Below are 20219 nucleotides of genomic sequence, written 5' to 3'. Positions count from 1 at the left end.
AGACCGTATCACCGGCGCATGCAGCCGGCAATACGCGCCCGGGATTTCAGCGGACCAGGCAGGGCCGCTTGGCGTCGAACTTCCAGTCCGGCACCAGGAATTGCATCGCCGCCGCATCGTCGCGCGCGCCCAGGCCCATGTTGCGGTAGGCCTGGTGCGCCTTTTCCAGTTCGGCCATGTCGATCTCGATGCCAAGACCCGGCTTTTCCGGCACGCGGATCATGCCGCCGGCGATGGTGAGCGGCTCTTTCGTCAGGCGCTGGCCGTCCTGCCAGATCCAGTGGGTGTCGATGGCGGTGACCTTGCCGGGCGCCGCGGCGCCGACGTGGGTGAACATCGCCAGCGAGATGTCGAAGTGGTTGTTCGAATGCGAGCCCCAGGTCAGGCCGAACATCTGGCACAGCTGGGCCACGCGCACCGAGCCTTGCATGGTCCAGAAATGCGGGTCGGCCAGCGGGATGTCGACCGACTGCAACTGGATCGAGTGCGCCATCTGGCGCCAGTCGGTGGCGACCATGTTGGTCGCGGTCGGCAGGCCGGTCGCGCGGCGGAACTCGGCCATCACTTCGCGGCCCGAGAAACCGTCCTCCGCGCCGACCGGGTCTTCCGCATAGGCCAGGATGCCGTGCTTGTCGCGGCAGACGCGGATCGCGTCCTTCAGCAGCCAGCCGCCGTTCGGATCGAGCGTGCAGCGCGCTTCCGGGAAGCGCTCGTGCAGGGCGACGATCGCTTCCATCTCGGCGTCGGCACTCAGCACCCCGCCCTTCAGTTTGAAGTCGTTGAAGCCGTAACGTTCCCTGGTCGCTTCGGCCAGGCGCACGATGGATTCCGGCGTCAGGGCTTCTTCGTTACGCAGGCGGAACCAGTCGTTGCCGGCGTCCGGCTCGGCGCGGTAAGGCAGGCCGGTTTTCGTGCGGTCGCCAATGTAGAACAGGTAACCCAGCATCTCGACGGCATCCCGCTGCATGCCTTCGCCGAGCAAGGCGGCGACCGGCACGTTCATGAACTGGCCCAGCAAATCGAGCAAGGCCGATTCCACCGCGGTGACGGCGTGGATCGCCACGCGCAAGTCGAAGGTCTGCTGGCCGCGGCCGCCCGCATCGCGTTCGGCAAAGGCCGTGCGCATGCTATTGAGCACCTTGTTGTACTCGCCCAGCGTCTTGCCGACGACCAGCGGACGCGCATCCTCGATCGTCTGGCGGATTTTTTCGCCGCCCGGGACTTCGCCCAGGCCCGTGTTGCCGGCGCTGTCGGTCAGGATCACGATATTGCGGGTGAACCAGGCGCCGTGGGCGCCGGAGAGGTTCAGCAGCATGCTGTCCTTGCCGGCGACAGGGACAACGCGCAGGCCTGTGATGGTTGGGGTGCCCGAAGGAGTGGCTTTTGATGCGGGCGCTTTTGAAGCGGCAGTGTTCATGTTCGATTCCAGGGTACGCGATGGGTGAAAATGATGTGGCGGGCCGCTTCACGGGGCCGCGATGCCCGCCGTCTTCCCGTCAGAACGTGTGGCGCAGGCCGAGGTTGTAGCCGGTGTTGCCGCTGCCCGCCTCGGTATTGTTGGCAACCGTGTAGCCGGCGCCGTTCCGGTTGTTGACGTGGCCGTAGGCCGCATACACGCCGCTGCGCTTCGACAGCGCGTACAGGTAGCCGATACCCCAGGCGCTGGCGTCCTGGTCGAAGGCGGTGCGGTCGTCCTTGTGCATGACGGAGGCCATCAGGGTGCCCTGGCCCAGCGGTGCGCTCAGGCCCAGCAGGATCTCGCGGCCGTCGGTGGACGCGGTCGGCTTGACGCCGCCATACGGATTGTTGGGATTGCCCAGCGGCGCGGCGTTGTAGCCCTTGTCGACGTTGAAGCCGGCGTGCAGCTTGACGAATTTGAGGTCGTAGTTGGCAGCCAGCAGCGTGTTCCTGCCGCTCCGTCCGCCGGCCACGGGCGCCAGCGCATTCTTGTTGTTGTAGGCGAGGCGTACATTCAGCGGGCCCTTCGCATAGCCGATCGCGCCGCCGTACTGGCGGCCATCGGCGCTGTGGGCCTGCTCGCCGAGGCTGTAGGCCAGGTCGACGCTGACGCCCGCGTAGTTCGGCGAGGCGTACGTGACCGTGTTACTGGTGCGGACGTTGGCGCCGTTGTCCGCAAACAGGGCCTTCGAGCTGCCGGCGTAACCGGTGCCGAACGGGTCGGCGACTGCAGCGAGCGCGTTGTGCCAGGGCGTGTACTGGCGGCCGACAGCCACCGCGCCGGCCTTGCCCTTCAAGCCGACGAGGGCCTGGCGATTGAAGATGGTGTTGTCCGCGTCGAGGGCGCCGGTATCGATCTTGACGCCGGTTTCCAGCGTGAAGAAGGCCGACAGGCCGTCGCCGAGCTGCTCGGTGCCGCGAAAACCGATGCGCGAGGCCGAGGCGGCGCCGCTGGTGATCTTGTTGATGTGTCCGGCGCTGCCGCCGCTTTCGCCGACGAACGCGGCGTCCATGATGCCGTAGATCGTGACGTTGGTTTGTGCCTGTGCCTGTACCGCCGGGCCGAGCAGTCCAAGCGCAGTGATGGCCAACCTGGTGCCTACCTTCGTGCCTGCCTTCATGCGTGTCTCCATTATTTTTAGGTATGCAAGGCCGGGCACGATCAACGCCGCGCTTGATCCGGTGGTGAGGGGAGTCCTGTCAGCGGCATGCAGCGCGGAACAGGGTTTCTTGCATGAAAACAATCATAGGCGCGAACTGATTCACGAACAAACCAATGCTTGACACGCCCGATTCAACAATTGAATTGATGGACGTAGGTCAAGGGACCCGGAAATTGGGCAGGATATCGCGCTTGAACAGTTGAAGAATCGGATTGTCGTTATCGCGGCGCCAGGCGCAGACCATGCGTACCGGCTCGGTCGCGACCCGGCGCACGACGATGCCGTCGAAATGCAGGCGCGTCGCGCCCTCCGCCACCAGCGCGGCGCCGATGCCCGCGTTCACCAGCGCCAGCATCGTATGCACCTGGCCGATGTGTTCGACGATGTCGGGCACGACGCCGGCGCGCTCGAAGCGTTCGCTCAGCATCTGGTGGAAGGGTCGCGCTTCATAGGGCGAATACATCACGAAAGGTTTGCCGTGCAGGTCGGCCAGGGTCGGCGCGAGCGGCCATTTGTCGGCCTCGTCCTTGGGAATGGCCAGCATCAGCGCTTCGGTCGCCAGCAATGCCGACTCCAGCTCGGCATTCAGCGCATGCGGGCGCATCAGGCCAAGCTCGATCTGGCCCGCGTTGAGCGCTTCGACCTGCCCGGTGCTGACCTGTTCCTTGAGCGTGAGCACCACGCCCGGCGAGTGTTCGCGCAGGCGCCGCACGACTTCGGGCAGCAGGCTGTAGCCCGCGCCGCCGGTAAAGCCGATCGACAGCGTGCCCTGCTCGCCCCTGGCCACGCGCCTTGCCGTGAAGGTCGCCTCTTCCGCCATGCGCAGGATGCGCGCCGCTTCCGGGAAGAAAGCCTTGCCGGCGGCCGTCAGGCGCACGGTGCGGCTGTTACGTTCGAGCAGGCGTGCGCCGACATGGTGCTCGAGCAGGCGGATCTGGCGCGACAGCGGCGGCTGGGTCATGTTGAGGCGCTCGGCTGCCCGGCTGAAATGGAGTTCTTCGGCCACCGCCACGAAGCAGCGGAGCTGGCTGATTTCAAACATGGTGCGTTTTCCTGTCGGTCATTCGACGCTGCGTCAAGCCTGGTGGGCGCGGTTCAGGCGCCGCTCGGCCAGGCGCTGGGCCTGTTCGGACACGAGGCTGAGCAGCCGGTAGATCGTCGGCGCGGCATCAATCAGCAGCGCAAACAGCGCCATCGATCAGCGCGCCGGGCGCGAGGCGTCGGTGCCGAACCACCGGGTCGACATGGCGGCCAGGCTGCCGTCGGCCTGCAGCTCTGCCAGGGCTTGATCGACGGCCGCCCTGAACTTCGGATTCCCTCTGCGCAGTGGTATGCCCACGCGCTCGACGGCGCCGACCCGCGCGCCGGCCTTGATCGGCAGCTGCGAATTCTTCAGCAGGTAAGCCACCATCAGGCTGTCGTTGAGCGCCGCGTCGATGCGTCCGAAGGCGAGGTCCTGCAGGTTCTCGGGCACGGCCGGATAGCTTTTCACTTCGATGCCGGGCACCGCCCTGGCCTGCTGCTCGAACACGCTGCCCTGCCCCACGCCGATCGTCTTGCCCTTCAGGTCGCCCAAGGTCTTGTAGGCCGCGCCGTCGTTGCGGCGCACGATGAGCTGGGGCGAGGAATACGTATAGGGCCGGGAAAAGTCGAAGGCCTGCTCGCGTTTGGCGGTGATGCCGACCTGGCTGACGATGAGGTCGTACTTGCCGGCCGCCAGCCCCGCCAGGATGGCCGACCATTCGGTGGTCACGAACGCCGGTTTGAGGCCGAGTTTCGCCGCGACGGCCCTGGCGACATCGACGTCGTAGCCGGCCAGCTGGCCCGACTTGCCGTCCTTGAAATTGAAGGGCGGATAGGTGCCCTCCATGGCGATACGCAGGGTGCCGCGCGCCTTGACGGTGTCGAGCAGGTCGGCGGCCGCGGCGGGCCAGGTCCAGGCGAGCGCCAGCACGGTCGCAGCAAGCCCGATGGCGCGGCGGCGCGAAGGAATAAGGGGCGGCGTGCGCATCGGCGTTGCTCTCCGTTAAAAAGCGAATGGTGCTTTTATAACCGAAAAATGCGCCGCGGGTTGAGGAAAAGTGTATTCAGAAATGATTTAATAAGCGCGCGCCTGGCCGCGCCCGCCGAAGCGGTGGCCGACCACCAGCGTCGTGCTGGCGACCAGGCTCGACAGGCCGATGACCAGCTGGATCAGCTTGTCGGCCGGCAGCAGCCAGTAGGAGCCGCGCGGAATCTCGGCGCGCGTGGCGGCCACGATCAGCGGCGCGACCCAGTTGGCGTCCTGGTCGACGTCGAGCACGATCGCGTCTTCCAGCGTCTGCATGTAGATGTTGCCGCCCTCGGCCAGCGTGAAACAGATGCCGTAGCCGGTTTCCTGCGGCTTGATCAGCTCTTGCAGGGCCTGGTCGTGCTCGGCGATCCAGAGTTCGACGTCCTGCGGCGTTTCGAGGTGGATCCAGGGGCGGGGGCGGAAGCGTGGCGGTGTGTCGAGCGGAGCGGTCATCGGTTGCGGAAAAAGATCAGCGGCAAAGGAACTATCCTACGGCATTTCGGGGCGGACGTACATGGAGCCTTAGCCAAGCAAGGTGACGATGCGGGGACGCACGCTGTCGCCCTCGATGATCAGCTCGGCCGCCGAGATCGGCAGGCTGAACCTGCGCCGTCCGGCGCTGCCCGGATTGACGTACAGGACGCCCTTGCGCTCGACGCAGGAAGGCCGGTGCGAGTGCCCCGAGACGACGACGCGCACGCCGCTGGCCGCCGGGTCGATGTCGAGTTCCTTGATGTCGTGGATGGCGTGCAGCAGGACCGGCCCGATCGCCAGGGACGCGCTCACCGGGATGGCCCGCGCCCAGGCCTCGCGGTCGTTGTTGCCGCGTACGGTCGTGAGCGGTGCGATCTGCGCCAGGCGTTCGAGGATGGCGGGGTTGCCGATATCGCCGCCATGGACGATGAAATCGCAGCCGGCCAGGAAATCGAGGGCTTCGGGGCGCAACAAGCCATGCGTGTCGGAGATGAGTCCGACACGCACGCGCCCGGTGTCGCCGGGCTTAGTGATGACGCTTCGCCCCGGCCATCTTCGCCGTCGTATAGATCGAGTACAACGCGGCCAGGCCGACCAGCACATAGATCAGGCGTGCCGCCGGGCTGCCGGGGCCGAAGATGGTGGCGACCATGTCGACCTCGAACAGGCCGACCAGGGCCCAGTTCAGGCCGCCGATGATCAGCAAGGCCATCGCCAGGTAATCGACTGCCGACATGGCCGAGCGGCCGCCCTCGCGCATGGTGCTGCGGCGCTCGGGGCCGGTGCGGCGATCCATCGTCGGTGCGTTCATCGTTGCCATAGGGTTCTCCTTCAAAAGATCAGGCGATCAATTGGCCATCCGGCAATGGGGACATTGCCGGTGCAGATCTCAAGATAGCAAAAACCGGCGCGATGATGGCGCCCGAAAGCCTGTCAGGCCTGCCAGGCCTGTCAGCCCTTCCAGGTACGGTTCAGGCCCGTGTCGGCGTGGATCCAGCCGCCTTTGGGGCCGGAACGATAGTAATAGCCGACGCCGCCCTGGCGGAAACTGCGGATCAGGCCGCCCAGCACTTCCTCGTTCAGACTGGAAATGCGGATATCGGCCGCCTTGCCCGTCATGTGCAGCGACTTGCGCGCCGCCGGCACGCCCGCTTCGATCAGGCGCGCGTTCGAGGCCGGGGTGCGGTAGCCGGAGAGGATCTCGAGCGGCTGCTCGAGGCCGTAGCGCGCGATGAAGGCTTGCGTGCCCCACAGCATTTCGAGCAGCTTGGGGTCGATCGGTGCGGTCTCGCGGCCGTTCACGTCGCGCAGCAGGTGGCACAGTTCCTGGTAGGCGGAGTCGATCACTTCGCCATCTTTCCAGTACAGGAGTTTGGCGCGTTCGCCGCTTTGCGGACGGGTGACGGACAGCGTGCGCGGCTTGACCCAGAAGTCGAGGTCGAGCAGTTGGGCGTCGAACAGGTCGGGAGGAGGCGTCAGGTCGGCCGGCGCGGCTTGCTGCGCGGCCCGGGCTTGCCCGACGAGGGCCGGGGCGAAGCTTGAGGACACCAAGCCAAGGGCGGACAGGCGCATGCCATGTTCAAGGAAATCTCTGCGGGAAGACATAAGGCACTCATCTTTTCGAAGCCCGTACTATAACTGAACGGGTTGCCTGACAAAAGACGTGTCTTGTTGCTTATTAGGTGCAAATTCGCAAGCGTTTGTAAGCCTTGATGCTCGTCGAGTGCAATTACTGGCTGCAATTGCAGAAACGTTTGCGCTTCGCGTCGGCATCCTGCGGATCGGCATCGAGCTGCTTCCACATCAGGCTGCACTCGAGCCCGAAGCAGGATTTTTCGAGGCCGGCGTTCGCATAGCCATGGCGTTCGTAGAAGGTGGCGCTGCTTTCCGGGCTGTGCAGGCTGAGCTTGCGGATGTCCCAGGCGCGCGCCTGCTCCTCGACGGCGGCCAGCAAGGCGCGGCCGACGCCGATGCGCAAGGCGCCGGGTTCGACATAGCACAGGGCGACCTTGCCGGCCTGGGTCAGCAAGGCCAGGCCCAGCAACTGCCCGTCGCGCTCGGCGACGATGGCGTGATTCGTCGTGGAGGCGAACCAGGCAGCGACGGTCTGCGGCGTCTTGTTGGCGAGCCAGGCGTCGAGGACCGCGGGCCGGCCGTGGTGGTCCGGCGCGCAGACCTCCTCGATCGAGCGGCGCAACAGGCTGCAGGCCGAAGCTGCATCAGCCGGTACTGCTTTGCGAATGTCGATACCCATGAACTTGCCCAGTGACTCGTAATGACCGTTTCCATTGCCCGGTAGCACGCTTTTGACGGCCCGGCGAATGACCGGACTATACACCGAAAGCCGCAGAGCCTGCCCGGACCCATGCATATATTGCGCGAACTCCACGGCTATGTTTCAACAGCAATACACCTTGTCCGGTCAGGTTCTAAGCATATGACGAAAGTATTCTTCCGTTTTACTCCGAATAAATGGAACATCAATGCTGTTCCCACGCAGTTCCCTCCTGTATTGAAAGAGCGAGAAAAACATGCCACATACTCACGTCAATTCCCTGCGTCGCTGGATCCTGCTGCTTACCGTCGGCGCCGCGCTACCGCTCACGGCAAGCGCCGCCAACCCCGAGCTGCTGAACGTGTCCTACGACGTGGCGCGCGAATTGTACAAGGACGTCAACCCGGCCTTCATCGACAGCTGGAAAAAGAGCACGGGCGAAACCGTCACGATCAAGCAGTCGCACGGCGGCTCGAGCAAGCAGGCGCGCGCCGTGGCCGACGGCCTGGAAGCGTCGGTGGTGACGATGAACCAGGCCAACGACATCGACATGCTGGCCGACCGCGGCCTCGTCGCCAAAGACTGGGCGAAGAAATTCCCGAACAATGCGGCGCCCTATTACTCGACCATGGTGTTCCTGGTGCGCAAGGGTAATCCGAAGGGCATCAAGAACTGGGACGACCTGGCCAAGCCGGGCGTGCAAGTGATCATCCCGAATCCCAAGACCGCCGGCAACGGCCGCTACACCTACCTCGCGGCCTGGGGCTCGGTCCTGAAAAAAGGCGGCAACGAAGCGCAGGCGCGTGAACTGGTCGGCAAGATCTTCAAGAACGTGCCGATCCTCGATGCCGGCGGCCGTGCCGCCACCACCACCTTCACCCAGCGCCAGATCGGCGACGCCCTGGTGACCTTCGAGAACGAAGTGAGCATGGTGCGCGCCGAGTTCGGCGACAACTTCGAAGTCGTGTATCCGAGCGTCTCGATCCTGGCCGAATCGCCGGTGGCCGTGGTCGACAAGGTGGTCGACCGCCGCGGCGTGCGCAAGCAGGCAACGGCTTACCTGAACTTCCTGTACTCGCCGGCGGGCCAGGAAATCGGCGCAAAGCACTACCTGCGCGTGCGTAACGAAGCGGTCATGAAAAAGTTCGCAGGCAACTACAAGCCGATCACGCTGTTCTCGGTCGACGACCTGTTCGGCGGCTGGCGCAATGCCCAGAAGCGCCACTTCGACGATGGCGGCGAGTTCGATAAAATCTACCAGGCCAAGTAAGCGAGGAAGTCACTGAGGGAATAAGCATTCTCTTTGCGATCGGGTACGTTAATTGCCGCTCTATAAAGGCCCTGTAACAACGCAGGGCCTTTTTGGGCTGGAAATATCACAGTTGAAGCTGCTTTTTCCCTGTGCGCCATAGACATAGAGAAACGTGGGTGCTATCGTCCCCTCTTTGGTGTGCCCTATAGCAAGACAATGCGGCGCCACCCCCCGGCGCCTGGCCTCAACCCGACACCCTACCCTGACACCCATGATGAAAAAACTGTTCGCCGCCGTCCTGTTGTCGATCTCGTCTGCTGCCGCAATCGCGGTGCCGTTCGGCTCGCAATCGGTGCTCGTGGTCGAAGATGACACCGGCAAGGTATTGCTGGAAAAGAACGCCGGCGCCATCGTGCCGATCGCCTCGCTGACGAAATTGATGACCGCGATGGTCATCCTCGATGCGAAGCAGGACATGAACGAGCTGATCGAGATCGATCGCAGCGACGTCGATACCCTCAAGCACAGCACCTCGCGCGTGCCGGTCGGCGCCAGCATCCCGCGCGCCGACGTGCTGCAACTGGCCCTGATGTCCTCGGACAACCGCGCCGCCGCTTCGCTGGCCCGTACCTACCCGGGCGGCGTGCAAGCCTTCAAGGCGGCCGTGCGCCGCAAGATCGCCGCACTCGGCATGACCAATACCGTGATCGAAGAGCCGACCGGCCTGTCGCCGAACAACCGTTCGACCGCATCCGACCTGGTCAAGATGGCGCAGGCCGCGAGCCACTATACGGAAATCACCGACCGCACGACCGACGCCAAGAACCTCATCAGCATCAACGGCCGCGAAGTCGAATACCACAACACGAATCGCCTGGTCGGCGCCAAGGGCTGGGACATCGGCCTGTCGAAAACCGGCTACACCCAGGAAGCGGGCCGCTGCCTGATCATGAACATCAAGGCCGCGGGCAAGAAGGCGACCCTGGTGCTGCTCAACGCCGGCGCCTCGTCGGTGCGGGTGCTCGACGCGCTGAACATCCGCCGCTACATCAGCGGCGAACAAGCACCGACTGCGCGCGTGGCCCGCGCCGACAGCCCGATGAAGGCCAGCAGCCATGCGCCGCGCATCAGGGCCAGCGCCGTGGGCCTGCGCAGCGGCCACGCAGCGAAGGCCAAGGGCAGCGTCCGCGCCCGGGCGAAGGTCGTGCCGACCAAGAAGAAGGTCGTCGTGGTGCGCAAGCGCCGCGACTGATCGATCGGGCCGGCGTGGGCCGGCGGGTTGCAGCATCAAAAAAGGGATCTCCGGCAGCGGATATCCCTTTTTTTACGCCGGTCGCGACGCGTGCGCTGCCCGTTCGGCGCGCCAAAAACAAAGCCCCGCATCGGCGGGGCTTTCGTTTGCTGCCTGCGCGCCGGGCGGGGGTCCGGCATGACTGCCTGGAGCCTATCCCAGTAGCCCGGAGTCGCTGCTAGCGCGCCTGACAAACGCGTGCGGCGTTGCTCGTCGTTGCATGGCTAGCCATGCGGCCTCCTCGCGCCTTGCCCGCGCTTGCCATGCATCGCTATCAGCTTCCCCCGGACTACTGGGATAGGCTCTTACAGCGGCGGCATTGGGCCGTTGGTGTACGGAATGCCCGACAGTTCGAAGGCGCGGCGCAGTTCGGCGCCGAACTTGCGCAGCCAACTACGGAAGCTGCTCTTGGCCGGCGTGGCGAAAATCGTGGTCGTGTTCATATGCGGCTCCTGTAGATTCGTTTGCGTTCGTCGATGCATGAAGCTTACGTGCGACCAAGATATAAATCCAATTCCTGTTTTGGATATTCGACATAGCCGGCGCGCATATCTCCAGGGGGGAACATCATTGCCGCAGCGGAACTGTTATCACGACGGCGCATATATGGGGCGAGTCCCGGCCCGGGCGCTGCCTGCCCGGCATCGCGGGTAAAATGCGGGTCAACTAACTTTTGAGAGCCAACAATGAAAAAAACCGACCTTGCCAAAAGCGACGCCAAGAAGATCATGGGCCAGATGGGCGCGCGCGGCAGCGCCTTCGGGGCCGCCGAGGCCGCACCGGTCGACAAGCGCGAACAACGCGAACGCGACCGCGCGCTGGGGCTGGTGCCGTTTGCGGTGAAGCTCAATGGCGAGCTGGTGGCGAAGCTGCAGGCCCTGGCCAAGGAGCGCGGCATCGACATGAACCAGCTGGTCGACGAGCTGGTGCGCAAGGGGCTGGGAGAGTAAGTCAAAGCCCGCCGACCTGCGCTCGTAGGGTGGACTCCCGAGTCCACGCGGTCAGGCGCTCGATCGATCGAACGGGTGCCATGGCACGCGGGCGAGAAACGTGGCGAACACGCGCCGCCGGGCCGATGGCGCTCTTTTCCTCGAGCGCATACGATGTAACGCGTGGACTCGGGAGTCCACCCTACGTTACCTTGCTGCCGCAGGAATCAGCGCTCGATCAGGTGGCGCAAGCCGCTCGCCCGGTGCGTCCTGCGCGCCACGGCGTCGGCCAGCACCGACGCATTCGGCGACACCAGCGTGAACTCGGCACTGGCACGCGTGATGCCCGTATAAACCAGCTCGCGCGTCAGGATGCCGTGGCGATCCTCCGGCAGCACCAGCACCGTGTGGCGGAACTCGGAACCCTGCGACTTATGCACCGTCATCGCAAACGCCGTCTCGACGCTGCGCAGGCGCGTGGCCAGCACGCTGCGCACATCGTCGCCTTCCAAAAAGTACACGCGCAGCGAGCCGGGACGGGCCGGGTCGGCCAGCGTCAGGCCGATGTCGCCGTTGAAGACGCGGGTGCCGTAGTCGTTGCGGGTCACCATCACCGGACGCCCGACATACCACTCGCCCGCGCGGCGCAGCAGGCCCGCCGTTTGCAGGCTCGCTTCGATCGCCGTGTTCAGGCCCGCCACGCCCCACTCGCCCTCGCGCACCGCGCACAGGATGCGGAAGGCCTCGAAGCGCTGCAGGACCTGACGTACCCACTCTTCATGTACCCAGTCCTCGTGTGGGCCGCCCGGTCCCGCGCGCAGCAGTTCGAGGTAGGGCTGGTAGCCGGCCAGCGCCAGGCTCACGACCTGGTGCTGGTGCGCGCCCTCGATCCAGCGCAGGGCGCCCTCGCCGCCGCCGCGCAGCACGGCTTCGGCGGCGGGCGCATCGCCGGCGTTGACGGCCAGCGCCAGTTGCCCAATCGGCCCGCCGAAGCGGCGGCTGTGGCGCAGCATGACCGTCTGCTGGGCCAGCGGCCCGGCGCCGCCCAGGTATTCCGGCGGCAGTTCCTCGCCGCTGGCGGCCAGCACGTAGTCGGCGGTCTCGCGGCTGTAGCCGCCGGCCTGGGCGTCGTGGCACAGGTCGCCCAGCACCGCGCCCGCCTCGACCGAGGCCAGTTGGTCCTTGTCGCCCAGCAGGATCAGGGTCGCGCCGGGCGGTAAAGCATCGAGCAGGCTGGCCATCATCTCCAGGTGCACCATCGAGGCTTCGTCGACGATCAGCACGTCCACGTCGAGCGGATTGCCGGCATGGTGGGCAAAGGCGCGCGTGTCGGGACGCGCGCCCAATAAACTGTGCAGGGTGCGCGCCGCGCCCATGCGGCTGGTGAGTTCGCGCAGCGGCAGCGCTTCGCCCACGCGCTCGGCGAGATCGGTCAGCGCCTTGTCGATCGACTGCTTCAGGCGCGCGGCGGCCTTGCCGGTCGGCGCGGCGAGGGCGATGCGCTGCTGGGCGGCATCGGGGGCGACGGCGAACAGCAGCGCCAGCAGCCGCGCCACCGTATAGGTCTTGCCGGTGCCCGGACCGCCGGTGATGATCGCGACCGACCCGCGCAGCGCCACGGCGCAGGCGAGCTTTTGCCAGTCCGGCTTTTGCTCGGCGCGCTGCGAGGCGAACAGCAGGTCGAGCCAGGTGCGCACCCCGTGCAATTCGACCGGGCGGCTGGCGGCGGCGCGCTCGCGGATGCTGTCGGCCACCAGGGTCTCGTCGCGCCAGTAGCGGCGCAGGTAGAGGCGTTCGCCGTCGAAGACCAGGGGCGCGCCGTAGTCGAACTCCTCGACCTGCCATACCTGTTCGCAGGTGGCCAGTTGCGCGGCCCAGGCCCTGGCATTCTTCGGCAGCGGCGCCACCGTGCCGGCCAGCGCCTGCCACTGCTCCTTCGTCCAGCCAAGCAGGCCTGCAGGATCGTGCGCCAGGTCGGCCAGCTGCAGGCAGCTGTGGCCACGCCCTTCGAGTTCGGACAGCACCAGCGCCGCCAGCAGCACCGGCGGCGTGACCGGGTTTGGCACCGATCCCAGCGAATCGATGAAGCGGGCAAAGGCGATCGACAGCCGGCGCAGTTCACCGGCCTCCTGCAGGCGCGCCGCTTCCTCCCACAGGGCTGCAGGCGATGCCGCTGCTTGTACGTCATGCTTCATGCCTCAGCCCCTCCCGAGCAGTTGGTCCAGGCCGTCGAGCAGTTCGACGTCCGGTTCGAGCAGGCAGCAGCCGTGCGTCGCGGTGTTGGCGATCCCGCGCAGGAACAGGAACACGGCGCCGCCCAGCTGCTGCGCCGCGTCGTAATCGTCGCCGAGCCGGCTTTTCAACAAACGGTGCAGCGCCAGCATGTAGATCGCGCCCTGGATGTCGTAACGGTGTCCGGCCATGCCCTCTTCCATCGCGCGCTTCGTGTAGGCGGCGTCGTTTGGGCCGAGCGCATTCGACTTGTAGTCGAGCACCCAGTATTTGCCGGCGTGTTCGAACACGAGGTCGGCGAAGCCCTTGAGCATGCCGTGCAGCGCGCGCTCCGGCAGGGTCGGGCGCGCCGCCTTGCCCAGCAGCCGGCGCCGGCACAGATGGTCGAGTTTCGCGAGGTCGAGGCCCTCGCTCGGGAACCAGAACTCCATCTCCGGCACCGTCTCGGTGATTTCGCTCAGACTGGCGCCGATCGGCGGCAGGCGCGTCGCCACGATGGTGCGCAGCCAGGCGATGGCGTCGTCCAGGCGGTGGCCCCAGCCGGCGCGCTCGATGCGCTGCGCCAGGCGGGGCTCGAAATTCGCGAAGTTCGGATCGTCGATGCTGTCGAAGCCTTCCTGTCCGATCCATTCGAGCTGCTCGTGCAGGAAGTTGCCCGGCACCGAGCCGCGCGGGAAGCGGTGCCAGGGCGCGTCCTCAAGTCGTGGCACCAGCGGCGGCGCCGCTTCCTCGTCCTCGAGCAGGGTTTCCTCGGCCGCGCGCATCGGCGGCGCCGTCGTGTGGCGCGTGATCGAGGTGAAGGAACCGATAGCCCAGTTGCGCTCGAAGTCGGCCTGGAAAGGCGCGGCCTCGACCAGCGCAGGACGGACTTCGACGCGGTCGAGCAGCGTGCAGCCGTCGAGCGGATCGAGCGTGTGCAGCTCGATGCCGGCGCAATCTCCGCGCAGGCGCGCAAGATGCTCGCGCACGGCGCTGGTGGCAACCGGCGCGCCGCCGCTGAGCAGGTAGCCCAGCGCCGACTCGTGCAGCATGTTCTCGCCCTTTTTGCGGCTCGCCACGGCCGCCACGCCCAGCCACAGGAAGTGGCGCGCACGGGTCAGCGCGACGTACAGCAGGCGCAGGTCTTCTTCCAGGCGCGCCCGGTCCACCGCCGCCAAAGCTTCGTCGGACAGCGCCAGGTCGATGCGCCGGCCGCCATCTTCATGCACGTACTCGAAGAAGCTGCGCCGGCGTTTATCCGTCTTGCGCGCACTGGCCGCGAACGGCAGGTAGACCAGCGGGTATTCCAGGCCCTTCGACTTGTGGACCGTGATGACCTTTACCAGCTCGGCGTCGCTTTCCAGGCGCAGCACGCGCTCGTCGCCGCCCTCGCCAAGCCCCTCGATCTGCTCGGCGAACCAGCGGATCAGCGCCTGCTCGCCATCGAGCTGGGTGCTGGCTTCCTGCAGCAGTTCGGCCAGGTGCAGCAGGTTGGTCAGGCGCCGCTCGCCGCCGGGTTCGCGCAGCAGGCGCGCCGGCAGGCCGAGTTCGTGGATGAAGCGGCGCAGCATCGCCAGCACGCCCTGGCGCTGCCAGGTCGCGTGCAGGGCCTTGAGTTGCTCGACCCGCTCTTCCCACACGGTTTCGTCGCCGGACAGCCGCGCCAGTTCCGACAATGGCAAATCGGCCGTGCGCGTGGCCAGCGCCGCCCGCGCCAGCGTGCCGTCGAGGGGACTGGCGACCGCATACAACCAGCGCAGCACGTCCGCAGCCTCCTCGCTCTCGACCACCGAATCCTTGTCCGACAGGTAGACGCTGGCCACCTTCCGCCGCATCAAGGCCTGGCGGATCGCCGCCGCCTCCTTTCGGTCGCGCACCAGCACGGCGATATCGGCCGGCTGCAGGCGCGTGAAGCGCCCGCCCAGCTGCTCGGGATCGGGCTCGGCGAAACCGACCTGCGGGTCGTTCAGCAGCGTGACGATGTGCTCGGCGCAGTGCTGGGCGAAGAAGGCGCGGTGCTCCTCGGCCTTCATCTCTTCCAGCTCGGTGGTGCACATCGCCAGCGCCTGGTAGGGCCCGTCGACGCCGACCAGCTGCGCGCCACGGCCCGCCGCGCGCACCGATTCGAAAGGCAGCGGATTGACGTTCCCGCGCCGGAAGCGGAAGGCGCCGGCGGCGTGGCCGGGATGTTCCTGGTCGCCCTCGGCATGCCGGAACAGCCGGTTCACGGCCTCGACCAGCGCCACCGTGGACCGGTAGTTCGTGCCGAGCTGGTAATGCCTGCCTTCGGTGGCCTCGCGCGCGGAGAGGTAGCTGTGGATGTCGGCGCCGCGGAAACCGTAGATCGACTGCTTCGGGTCGCCGATCAGGAACAGGCCCTGGTCCGGGTCGTTCGCCTCGACCCGGTACAGCAGGTTGAAGATGTGGTACTGGTCGGGCGAGGTGTCCTGGAATTCGTCGATCAACGCGACCGGGAACTGGGTCACGATGCGCTGGCGCAGCGCCTCGCCGTTCGGGCCTTCGAGCGCCTCCTTCAGGCGCGCCAGCATGTCGGCAAAGCCGAACTGGCGGTTGCGCGTTTTCAGTTCCGCCATGCGGCGCGCAACGTGGCCGGCCGCGTGGCGCAGCAGCGCGTGCCCGAGCGGCTCGATCGTGTCCAGCGCCGCGCGCAAATCGTCGGTACAGCCGAAGCAGTCCGGCACGACGGCATGGAAGCCTGAGCCGAAGGCATCCTCGATGCCGTGCGGCGTCAGGCGCTTCCAGGCGGTCTCGTTCATGCTTGGCTCGACCAGCGCGCCGTCCCTGGCCCATGCGCGCAGTGCCTCGAACCATGCGGGCACCGAAGCGGCGCGCATCTTGTTGCCGTTGAAGGCTTTCGGATTGCGTTCGCGCTGCTGCGCGATCCAGCGCTCCATCTCGTCGGCGCGTTCAATCCAGCCTTCCTTCAGGCGCGCGAGCTCGGCCTGCTGGCTGCGCTGCACGCGCGCCACCAGGCTGGCCAGCGGTTCGGGGTCGGGCATGCCGAGGGTTGCGGTGCGCCCCACCAGGTCGCGCACGGCCGCCTTCATGACCTCGACATCGCGCCAGCAAGCCAGCACCGCGCCGAGGCAAGCGCTATTCATCGGATACACGTGCTGGCGCCAGTAATCGTGGGCCGCGTCTTCGAACAGCGGACGCTCGTCGCTGACCAGTTCCTCGTCGAACAGGCTGCCGCTGTCGAAGGCGTGCTCGCGCAGCATGCGCTGGCACCAGGCGTCGATGGTGAAAATCGCCGCTTCGTCCATCGTCTCGGCCGCCAGTACGAGGCGGTGCGCCGCGACCTGGCGCTCGCTGCCGCTGGCATAGCTGCTCGCCAGCTGCTCGAGGTAGGGGTCGGATTCCTTGCCCTCGCCGCGGAAGTAGGCGGCCGCGCCGACCAGGCGCTCGCGCACGCGGTTGGCCAGCTCGCGCGTGGCCGCGCGGGTAAAGGTCATCACCAGGATCTGCGAGGGCAGCAAGGGACGCACGAAAGCGTCCGGCCCGCCGTGGCCGAGCACCAGGCGCAGGTAGAGCGCGGCGATGGTCCAGGTTTTACCCGTGCCGGCGCTGGCCTCGATCAGGCGCGAACCGTGCAGCGGGAACGTCAGGGCGTCGAGGAGCTGGCTCATTGTGCTTGCTCCCCATGCGGCTTGACCTGGATGTGGTTGGCCAGCCATGCCGCCAGGCCGCCGTACAGGGCTTCGGCCAGGTCCGGCCAGCCGCCGGCGGCCACCAGCAGGCTGAACTCCGGCCACAGGCGCGCCAGGCAGGGCTCCCGTTCGACTTCGCCCTGCAGTTCGTAGTCGCCGTCGTAGACCATGCGCGGCTTGCCGTCGGCCAGGTGCGCCAGCGCCGTCCTGCAGGCCACGGGCAGCGGCGCGTTCAGGTTGTGGCGCCAGAGCGCGGCGATGTCTTTCAATACGGCCAGGGCGAGCTCCCGTTCAATGGGCGCCATCGTGATGGTTGCGTCGCGCGCGACGAGGTAGCCGGTCACGGCCGCACCGGCGGCGCTGGCGGCGAGCTGGCGCAGCCAGGCATCGATCAGCTTGTCGCCGCGCGGCGCGTTCGATTTATCGAGCACTTTCGAGGAAACCTGCATCAGCCAGACGGTCTGTTCGCCGTCGGTGCGCAGGCGGTCGATCCAGTCTTCCAGCAGCACGCCGTCCAGGTCGAGGCTGAGCGCCAGCTTCGGCGCCGGCGCGGGGAAGCGCCTGCCCAGTTCCAGCCAGGCGCGACGCACCGGCACCAGGCCCTCGACCAGTTGCTGCTGCCACTGCCGCCCAACGAGGCCGATCGGCAGCACGCCTTCGCGCGCCAGGCGCTCGGCGCGCGCATCCAGCATTTGCCGCACTTCGTCGAGCTCCTCGGCCTCGCCGGCGTCGTCGAGCAGGCTGTCTTCGAGGAAGTAACGGTCGAGCGCATCAAGCGAGAACGGTTCTTCGTCCTCGCCGATGACTTCTGCCGCATTGAACACGACGCCCAGGCGCCGGCGGAAGAAGTAGCGCGCCGGCTGCTTCAAAAAACTCGCCAGTTCGGACAGCTTCAGGCGGAAGTCCGCTTCCAGTTCGTACGGCGGCAAGTCGTCCAGTCCATCCCCGGCGTCGAGACCATCGCTTTTGCCATAGGCGGCCCGCCATTCGCGCGCATAGGTCAGCAAACCGCCCTCCTCGAAATAGCGGCGGCTGAAGGGCTGCAACGCGTGTTCGACCGTGAGCGTACCCAGGTCCAGGTCCCAGCCGGCGTGCAGGTAGTCGCGCAACTGCGCCACCAGCACCGAGGCCGGCTGCTCGCTGTTGTCGCGCACATTGCGTCCGACCCAGCTGATGTACAGCTTGTCGCGCGCGGCCAGCAGGGCTTCGAGCATCAGGTAGCGGTCGTCGTCGCGGCGCGAGCGATCGCCGGGGCGGCTCATGCCCGGCATGGCCAGCAGGTCGAAATCGTTTTGCGGCGTGCGGCGCGGGAAGTCGCCATCGTTCATGCCGAGCAGGCAGACGGCGCGGAAGGGCACCGCGCGCATCGGCATCAGGGTGCAGAAGGTGACGCCGCCGGAGACGAACTGGTGGTTCAGGGTCGGCTGGTCGATCTGGCCGAGCCAGGCTTCGCGCAGCACCGCGAGCGGCACCGCCTCGTCGAAGCCGCCGGCTTCCGTCATCTCCATCCAGCAGTTGAGCGCTTCGCCCAGCTGGGCCAGGGTGATGCGGTCGCCCTCCTCGCGTCCATCGAAAAAGGCGGCCAGCAGCGCGCGCGCCTGCACGCCCCACTCGGCCGGGGTGCGCGACTCGGCCAGGCGCGCGCGCCACGCGAGCAGGCAGTCGACGAACTGGGCCAGCGAGCCGGCCAGGGCCGCATCGAGCCCGCCCACTTCAGCGTAGGGTTCGATGTCGCCGAAGCGTGCGCCGGCGCCGCTGGCGTAGCCCAGCAGCATGCGCCGCACGCCGAAGATCCAGGCATTCTGTTCGCCGGCCGCGCCCAGGCCGAGGCCTTCGCGGTGCGCGCCGTCCAGGCCCCAGCGCACGCCGGCGCCGTCGATCCAGGCGCCCAGCGTATGCAGGTCGTCTTCATGGATGCCGAAGCGGGTTGCGACGGCCGGCACGTCGAGCAGGTCGCGGATTTCGCTCTGGCGGCAGCGCTGCTGCGGCAGGCGCAAGAGCCACTCGAGGGCGACCAGCAAGGGGTTCACGCTGCGGTCGCGCGTGTCGCCGATCTCGAAGGGGATGTTGCGCAGGTCATTTTTGCGGTGCTGGTCGAACACGGCGTGGATCGCGGCCGAAAAGGTGTCGATGTCCGGCACCATGACGACGATGTCGCGCGGGCGCAGCGACGGGTCCTGCTCGAACCAGGACAGCAGCTGGTCGTGCAGCACCTCGACCTCGCGCTGGGTGCTGTGGGCAACGTGGAATTCGATCGAGCGGTCGTCAAGGGGCGGCGGCTCGTGCGGGTGTTCGGACAGCGGGCGCAGGTCGCGCACGGCGGCCTGCACCTGCTGCAGCAGGGTCTCGCCGTCGCCCTCGGAGAACAGGTCGACCCGCAGTTTGGCAATCCCTTCGGTCTCGGGCCGGCCCGCCTCGTTGTCGAATTCGTCGAGCATGCGCACGAAGTCGCGTCCCTGGCGGCCCCAGCTCGCCAGCAGCGGATGGCTGTGTGCGTGCAGTTCCTCGATCGGCAGCGTGGCGAGGTCGACGCCGTCGCGCGCCGGCTGGCGCTTGTGCGCGGCCTTTAATAGTTCGCGCCCTTCGATGATGTCGCCCCAGTAGAACTGGCAAGGGTTCGGCACGGCCAGCAGGACCTGCGTATGGCGCGAGAGCGCGGCGATCGCCTGCAGCGTCTGGTACGGCAGGGCCGACATCCCGAACAGCACCACGCGCCGCGGCAGGCGCCCGCTCGGCGGATCGCCGGACAGGATCTTTGCCACGAACACTTCGTGGATCGCGGCGCGGCCGGTGCCGCGCTGCATCGGCGGCACGCTTTCGTGCACGGCGCGCCACAAACGCGCCTGCCAGCACTGGTCGGGGCCGAGCGGCAGCGGCTCGCCGCCGGCGCGGCGCAGCTGGTCGCGCCCGATTTCCCAGTCGGTCAGCCAGTCTGCGCGGTACACCTGGTACTGGTCGTACAGGTCGGCCAGGCGTTCGGCCAGCTGCAGCCGGCGCTCCGGGCAGCCGTCGCCGAGAAAGTGCGTCAGCGGCGCGAATACCGGCTCCTTCAAGAGCGTCGGCAGCAGGCGCATCAGGCGCCAGGTGAGCGGGTCGCGGTCGAAGGGCGAGCGGTTCGGCACGCGTTCGCGCCCCAGCATGGCGCGGTAGGCTTCCCACAGGAAGCGCGCCGGCAAGGCCACGCGCGTGGCCGCGCACACGCCGAGCTCCTCGGCCAGCGCGATTTTCAGCCATTCGGCAAAGCCGTTCGACTGCACCAGGATGGTCTCCTGCTCCAGCGGTCCGAGCGGGTGCCCGCGCAGCCAGTCGAAGACGGCTTCGCGCAGCATTTCCATCTGGTTGCCGTGCAAAATCAGCAGGCCGGGAGTGATCGTGGTGGACATCTGGGGGCGGGGTCGATTGGGCAGCTCAGGCGCAACAGGATACTCTTTTTGCGCGCCCGGCG

The 20219-nt window shown here is 66.9% G+C and carries 16 protein-coding genes; 3 read left to right on the top strand and 13 right to left on the bottom strand.

Going from position 1 to position 20219, the window contains the following annotated elements; genetic code table 11:
- Nucleotides 1-46 precede the first annotated feature (46 nt).
- The 9 genes from gudD to AC1MEM_RS13610 all read right to left on the bottom strand — a co-directional run bounded on the left by gudD (nucleotide 47) and on the right by AC1MEM_RS13610 (nucleotide 7402).
- Nucleotides 47-1417, bottom strand: a complete 1371-nt coding sequence (gudD, locus tag AC1MEM_RS13650) for a glucarate dehydratase (protein ID WP_499471221.1) — start codon at nucleotides 1415-1417, stop codon at nucleotides 47-49.
- A gap of 79 nt (nucleotides 1418-1496) precedes the next feature.
- Nucleotides 1497-2579 carry a porin gene (locus AC1MEM_RS13645; protein WP_499471219.1) on the bottom strand — a complete coding sequence of 361 codons (1083 nt, stop codon included), beginning with the start codon at nucleotides 2577-2579 and terminating at the stop codon, nucleotides 1497-1499.
- A 199-nt stretch (nucleotides 2580-2778) separates the two neighbouring features.
- A complete protein-coding gene (locus AC1MEM_RS13640; RefSeq protein WP_499471217.1) occupies nucleotides 2779-3663 on the bottom strand; it encodes a LysR family transcriptional regulator in 885 nt (294 codons plus the stop codon).
- 156 nt (nucleotides 3664-3819) lie between these two features.
- Nucleotides 3820-4632: a transporter substrate-binding domain-containing protein gene (locus AC1MEM_RS13635; protein ID WP_499471215.1), complete on the bottom strand. Its 813-nt coding sequence runs from the start codon at nucleotides 4630-4632 to the stop codon at nucleotides 3820-3822.
- An 87-nt stretch (nucleotides 4633-4719) separates the two neighbouring features.
- Nucleotides 4720-5127: a hypothetical protein gene (locus AC1MEM_RS13630; protein ID WP_499471213.1), complete on the bottom strand. Its 408-nt coding sequence runs from the start codon at nucleotides 5125-5127 to the stop codon at nucleotides 4720-4722.
- 69 nt (nucleotides 5128-5196) lie between these two features.
- Nucleotides 5197-5655 carry a metallophosphoesterase family protein gene (locus AC1MEM_RS13625; protein WP_499471211.1) on the bottom strand — a complete coding sequence of 153 codons (459 nt, stop codon included), beginning with the start codon at nucleotides 5653-5655 and terminating at the stop codon, nucleotides 5197-5199.
- A 19-nt stretch (nucleotides 5656-5674) separates the two neighbouring features.
- Nucleotides 5675-5968 carry a DUF378 domain-containing protein gene (locus AC1MEM_RS13620; protein WP_499471209.1) on the bottom strand — a complete coding sequence of 98 codons (294 nt, stop codon included), beginning with the start codon at nucleotides 5966-5968 and terminating at the stop codon, nucleotides 5675-5677.
- A gap of 131 nt (nucleotides 5969-6099) precedes the next feature.
- Nucleotides 6100-6753 (bottom strand): YcbK family protein, encoded by a 654-nt coding sequence (locus AC1MEM_RS13615; protein WP_499471207.1) that lies wholly within the window; start codon nucleotides 6751-6753, stop codon nucleotides 6100-6102.
- 124 nt (nucleotides 6754-6877) lie between these two features.
- On the bottom strand, nucleotides 6878-7402 hold the full coding sequence (locus tag AC1MEM_RS13610; protein ID WP_499471205.1) for a GNAT family N-acetyltransferase: 525 nt from the start codon (nucleotides 7400-7402) through the stop codon (nucleotides 6878-6880).
- A 277-nt stretch (nucleotides 7403-7679) separates the two neighbouring features.
- Here AC1MEM_RS13610 and AC1MEM_RS13605 point away from each other — a divergent pair, with 277 nt between their 5' ends.
- Nucleotides 7680-8693, top strand: coding sequence for a sulfate ABC transporter substrate-binding protein (locus AC1MEM_RS13605; RefSeq protein WP_499471203.1), 1014 nt, complete (start codon nucleotides 7680-7682; stop codon nucleotides 8691-8693).
- A 253-nt stretch (nucleotides 8694-8946) separates the two neighbouring features.
- On the top strand, nucleotides 8947-9927 hold the full coding sequence (locus AC1MEM_RS13600) for a serine hydrolase (protein WP_499471201.1): 981 nt from the start codon (nucleotides 8947-8949) through the stop codon (nucleotides 9925-9927).
- A 344-nt stretch (nucleotides 9928-10271) separates the two neighbouring features.
- Here AC1MEM_RS13600 and AC1MEM_RS13595 read toward each other — a convergent pair whose 3' ends face one another.
- The gene (locus tag AC1MEM_RS13595) at nucleotides 10272-10409 is read right to left on the bottom strand and encodes a hypothetical protein (RefSeq protein ID WP_499471199.1); all 138 of its coding nucleotides are present in this window, start codon (nucleotides 10407-10409) and stop codon (nucleotides 10272-10274) included.
- 243 nt (nucleotides 10410-10652) lie between these two features.
- On the opposite strand from AC1MEM_RS13595, the gene AC1MEM_RS13590 reads away from it, so the two are divergent.
- Complete coding sequence (locus tag AC1MEM_RS13590) at nucleotides 10653-10916, top strand: hypothetical protein (protein WP_499471197.1); 264 nt, start codon at nucleotides 10653-10655, stop codon at nucleotides 10914-10916.
- A 206-nt stretch (nucleotides 10917-11122) separates the two neighbouring features.
- Here AC1MEM_RS13590 and recD read toward each other — a convergent pair whose 3' ends face one another.
- From recD to recC, 3 genes are read right to left on the bottom strand one after another with little or no spacing between them, the layout of a single operon-like run.
- Nucleotides 11123-13090: an exodeoxyribonuclease V subunit alpha gene (gene recD, locus AC1MEM_RS13585; RefSeq protein ID WP_499471196.1), complete on the bottom strand. Its 1968-nt coding sequence runs from the start codon at nucleotides 13088-13090 to the stop codon at nucleotides 11123-11125.
- Nucleotides 13091-13093: 3 nt separating this feature from the next.
- A complete protein-coding gene (gene recB / locus AC1MEM_RS13580; RefSeq protein ID WP_499471194.1) occupies nucleotides 13094-16753 on the bottom strand; it encodes an exodeoxyribonuclease V subunit beta in 3660 nt (1219 codons plus the stop codon).
- Nucleotides 16750-20157, bottom strand: coding sequence for an exodeoxyribonuclease V subunit gamma (gene recC, locus AC1MEM_RS13575; protein ID WP_499471192.1), 3408 nt, complete (start codon nucleotides 20155-20157; stop codon nucleotides 16750-16752). Before recC ends, recB begins: the two co-directional genes overlap by 4 nt.
- Nucleotides 20158-20219: the final 62 nt, after the last annotated feature.

The organism is Telluria sp. AIW5 (assembly GCF_056680575.1).
This window is presented reverse-complemented; position numbering and strand designations above follow the sequence as displayed.

What these genes read in the sequence shown, in the direction of transcription:
- gudD (WP_499471221.1), bottom strand. Translation starts at nt 1,417, where the DNA reads ATGAACACTGCCGCTTCAAAAGCGCCCGCATCAAAAGCCACTCCTTCG.
- AC1MEM_RS13645 (WP_499471219.1), bottom strand. Translation starts at nt 2,579, where the DNA reads ATGAAGGCAGGCACGAAGGTAGGCACCAGGTTGGCCATCACTGCGCTT.
- AC1MEM_RS13640 (WP_499471217.1), bottom strand. Translation starts at nt 3,663, where the DNA reads ATGTTTGAAATCAGCCAGCTCCGCTGCTTCGTGGCGGTGGCCGAAGAA.
- AC1MEM_RS13635 (WP_499471215.1), bottom strand. Translation starts at nt 4,632, where the DNA reads ATGCGCACGCCGCCCCTTATTCCTTCGCGCCGCCGCGCCATCGGGCTT.
- AC1MEM_RS13630 (WP_499471213.1), bottom strand. Translation starts at nt 5,127, where the DNA reads ATGACCGCTCCGCTCGACACACCGCCACGCTTCCGCCCCCGCCCCTGG.
- AC1MEM_RS13620 (WP_499471209.1), bottom strand. Translation starts at nt 5,968, where the DNA reads ATGGCAACGATGAACGCACCGACGATGGATCGCCGCACCGGCCCCGAG.
- AC1MEM_RS13615 (WP_499471207.1), bottom strand. Translation starts at nt 6,753, where the DNA reads ATGTCTTCCCGCAGAGATTTCCTTGAACATGGCATGCGCCTGTCCGCC.
- AC1MEM_RS13610 (WP_499471205.1), bottom strand. Translation starts at nt 7,402, where the DNA reads ATGGGTATCGACATTCGCAAAGCAGTACCGGCTGATGCAGCTTCGGCC.
- AC1MEM_RS13605 (WP_499471203.1), top strand. Translation starts at nt 7,680, where the DNA reads ATGCCACATACTCACGTCAATTCCCTGCGTCGCTGGATCCTGCTGCTT.
- AC1MEM_RS13600 (WP_499471201.1), top strand. Translation starts at nt 8,947, where the DNA reads ATGATGAAAAAACTGTTCGCCGCCGTCCTGTTGTCGATCTCGTCTGCT.
- AC1MEM_RS13595 (WP_499471199.1), bottom strand. Translation starts at nt 10,409, where the DNA reads ATGAACACGACCACGATTTTCGCCACGCCGGCCAAGAGCAGCTTCCGT.
- AC1MEM_RS13590 (WP_499471197.1), top strand. Translation starts at nt 10,653, where the DNA reads ATGAAAAAAACCGACCTTGCCAAAAGCGACGCCAAGAAGATCATGGGC.
- recD (WP_499471196.1), bottom strand. Translation starts at nt 13,090, where the DNA reads ATGAAGCATGACGTACAAGCAGCGGCATCGCCTGCAGCCCTGTGGGAG.
- recB (WP_499471194.1), bottom strand. Translation starts at nt 16,753, where the DNA reads ATGAGCCAGCTCCTCGACGCCCTGACGTTCCCGCTGCACGGTTCGCGC.
- recC (WP_499471192.1), bottom strand. Translation starts at nt 20,157, where the DNA reads ATGTCCACCACGATCACTCCCGGCCTGCTGATTTTGCACGGCAACCAG.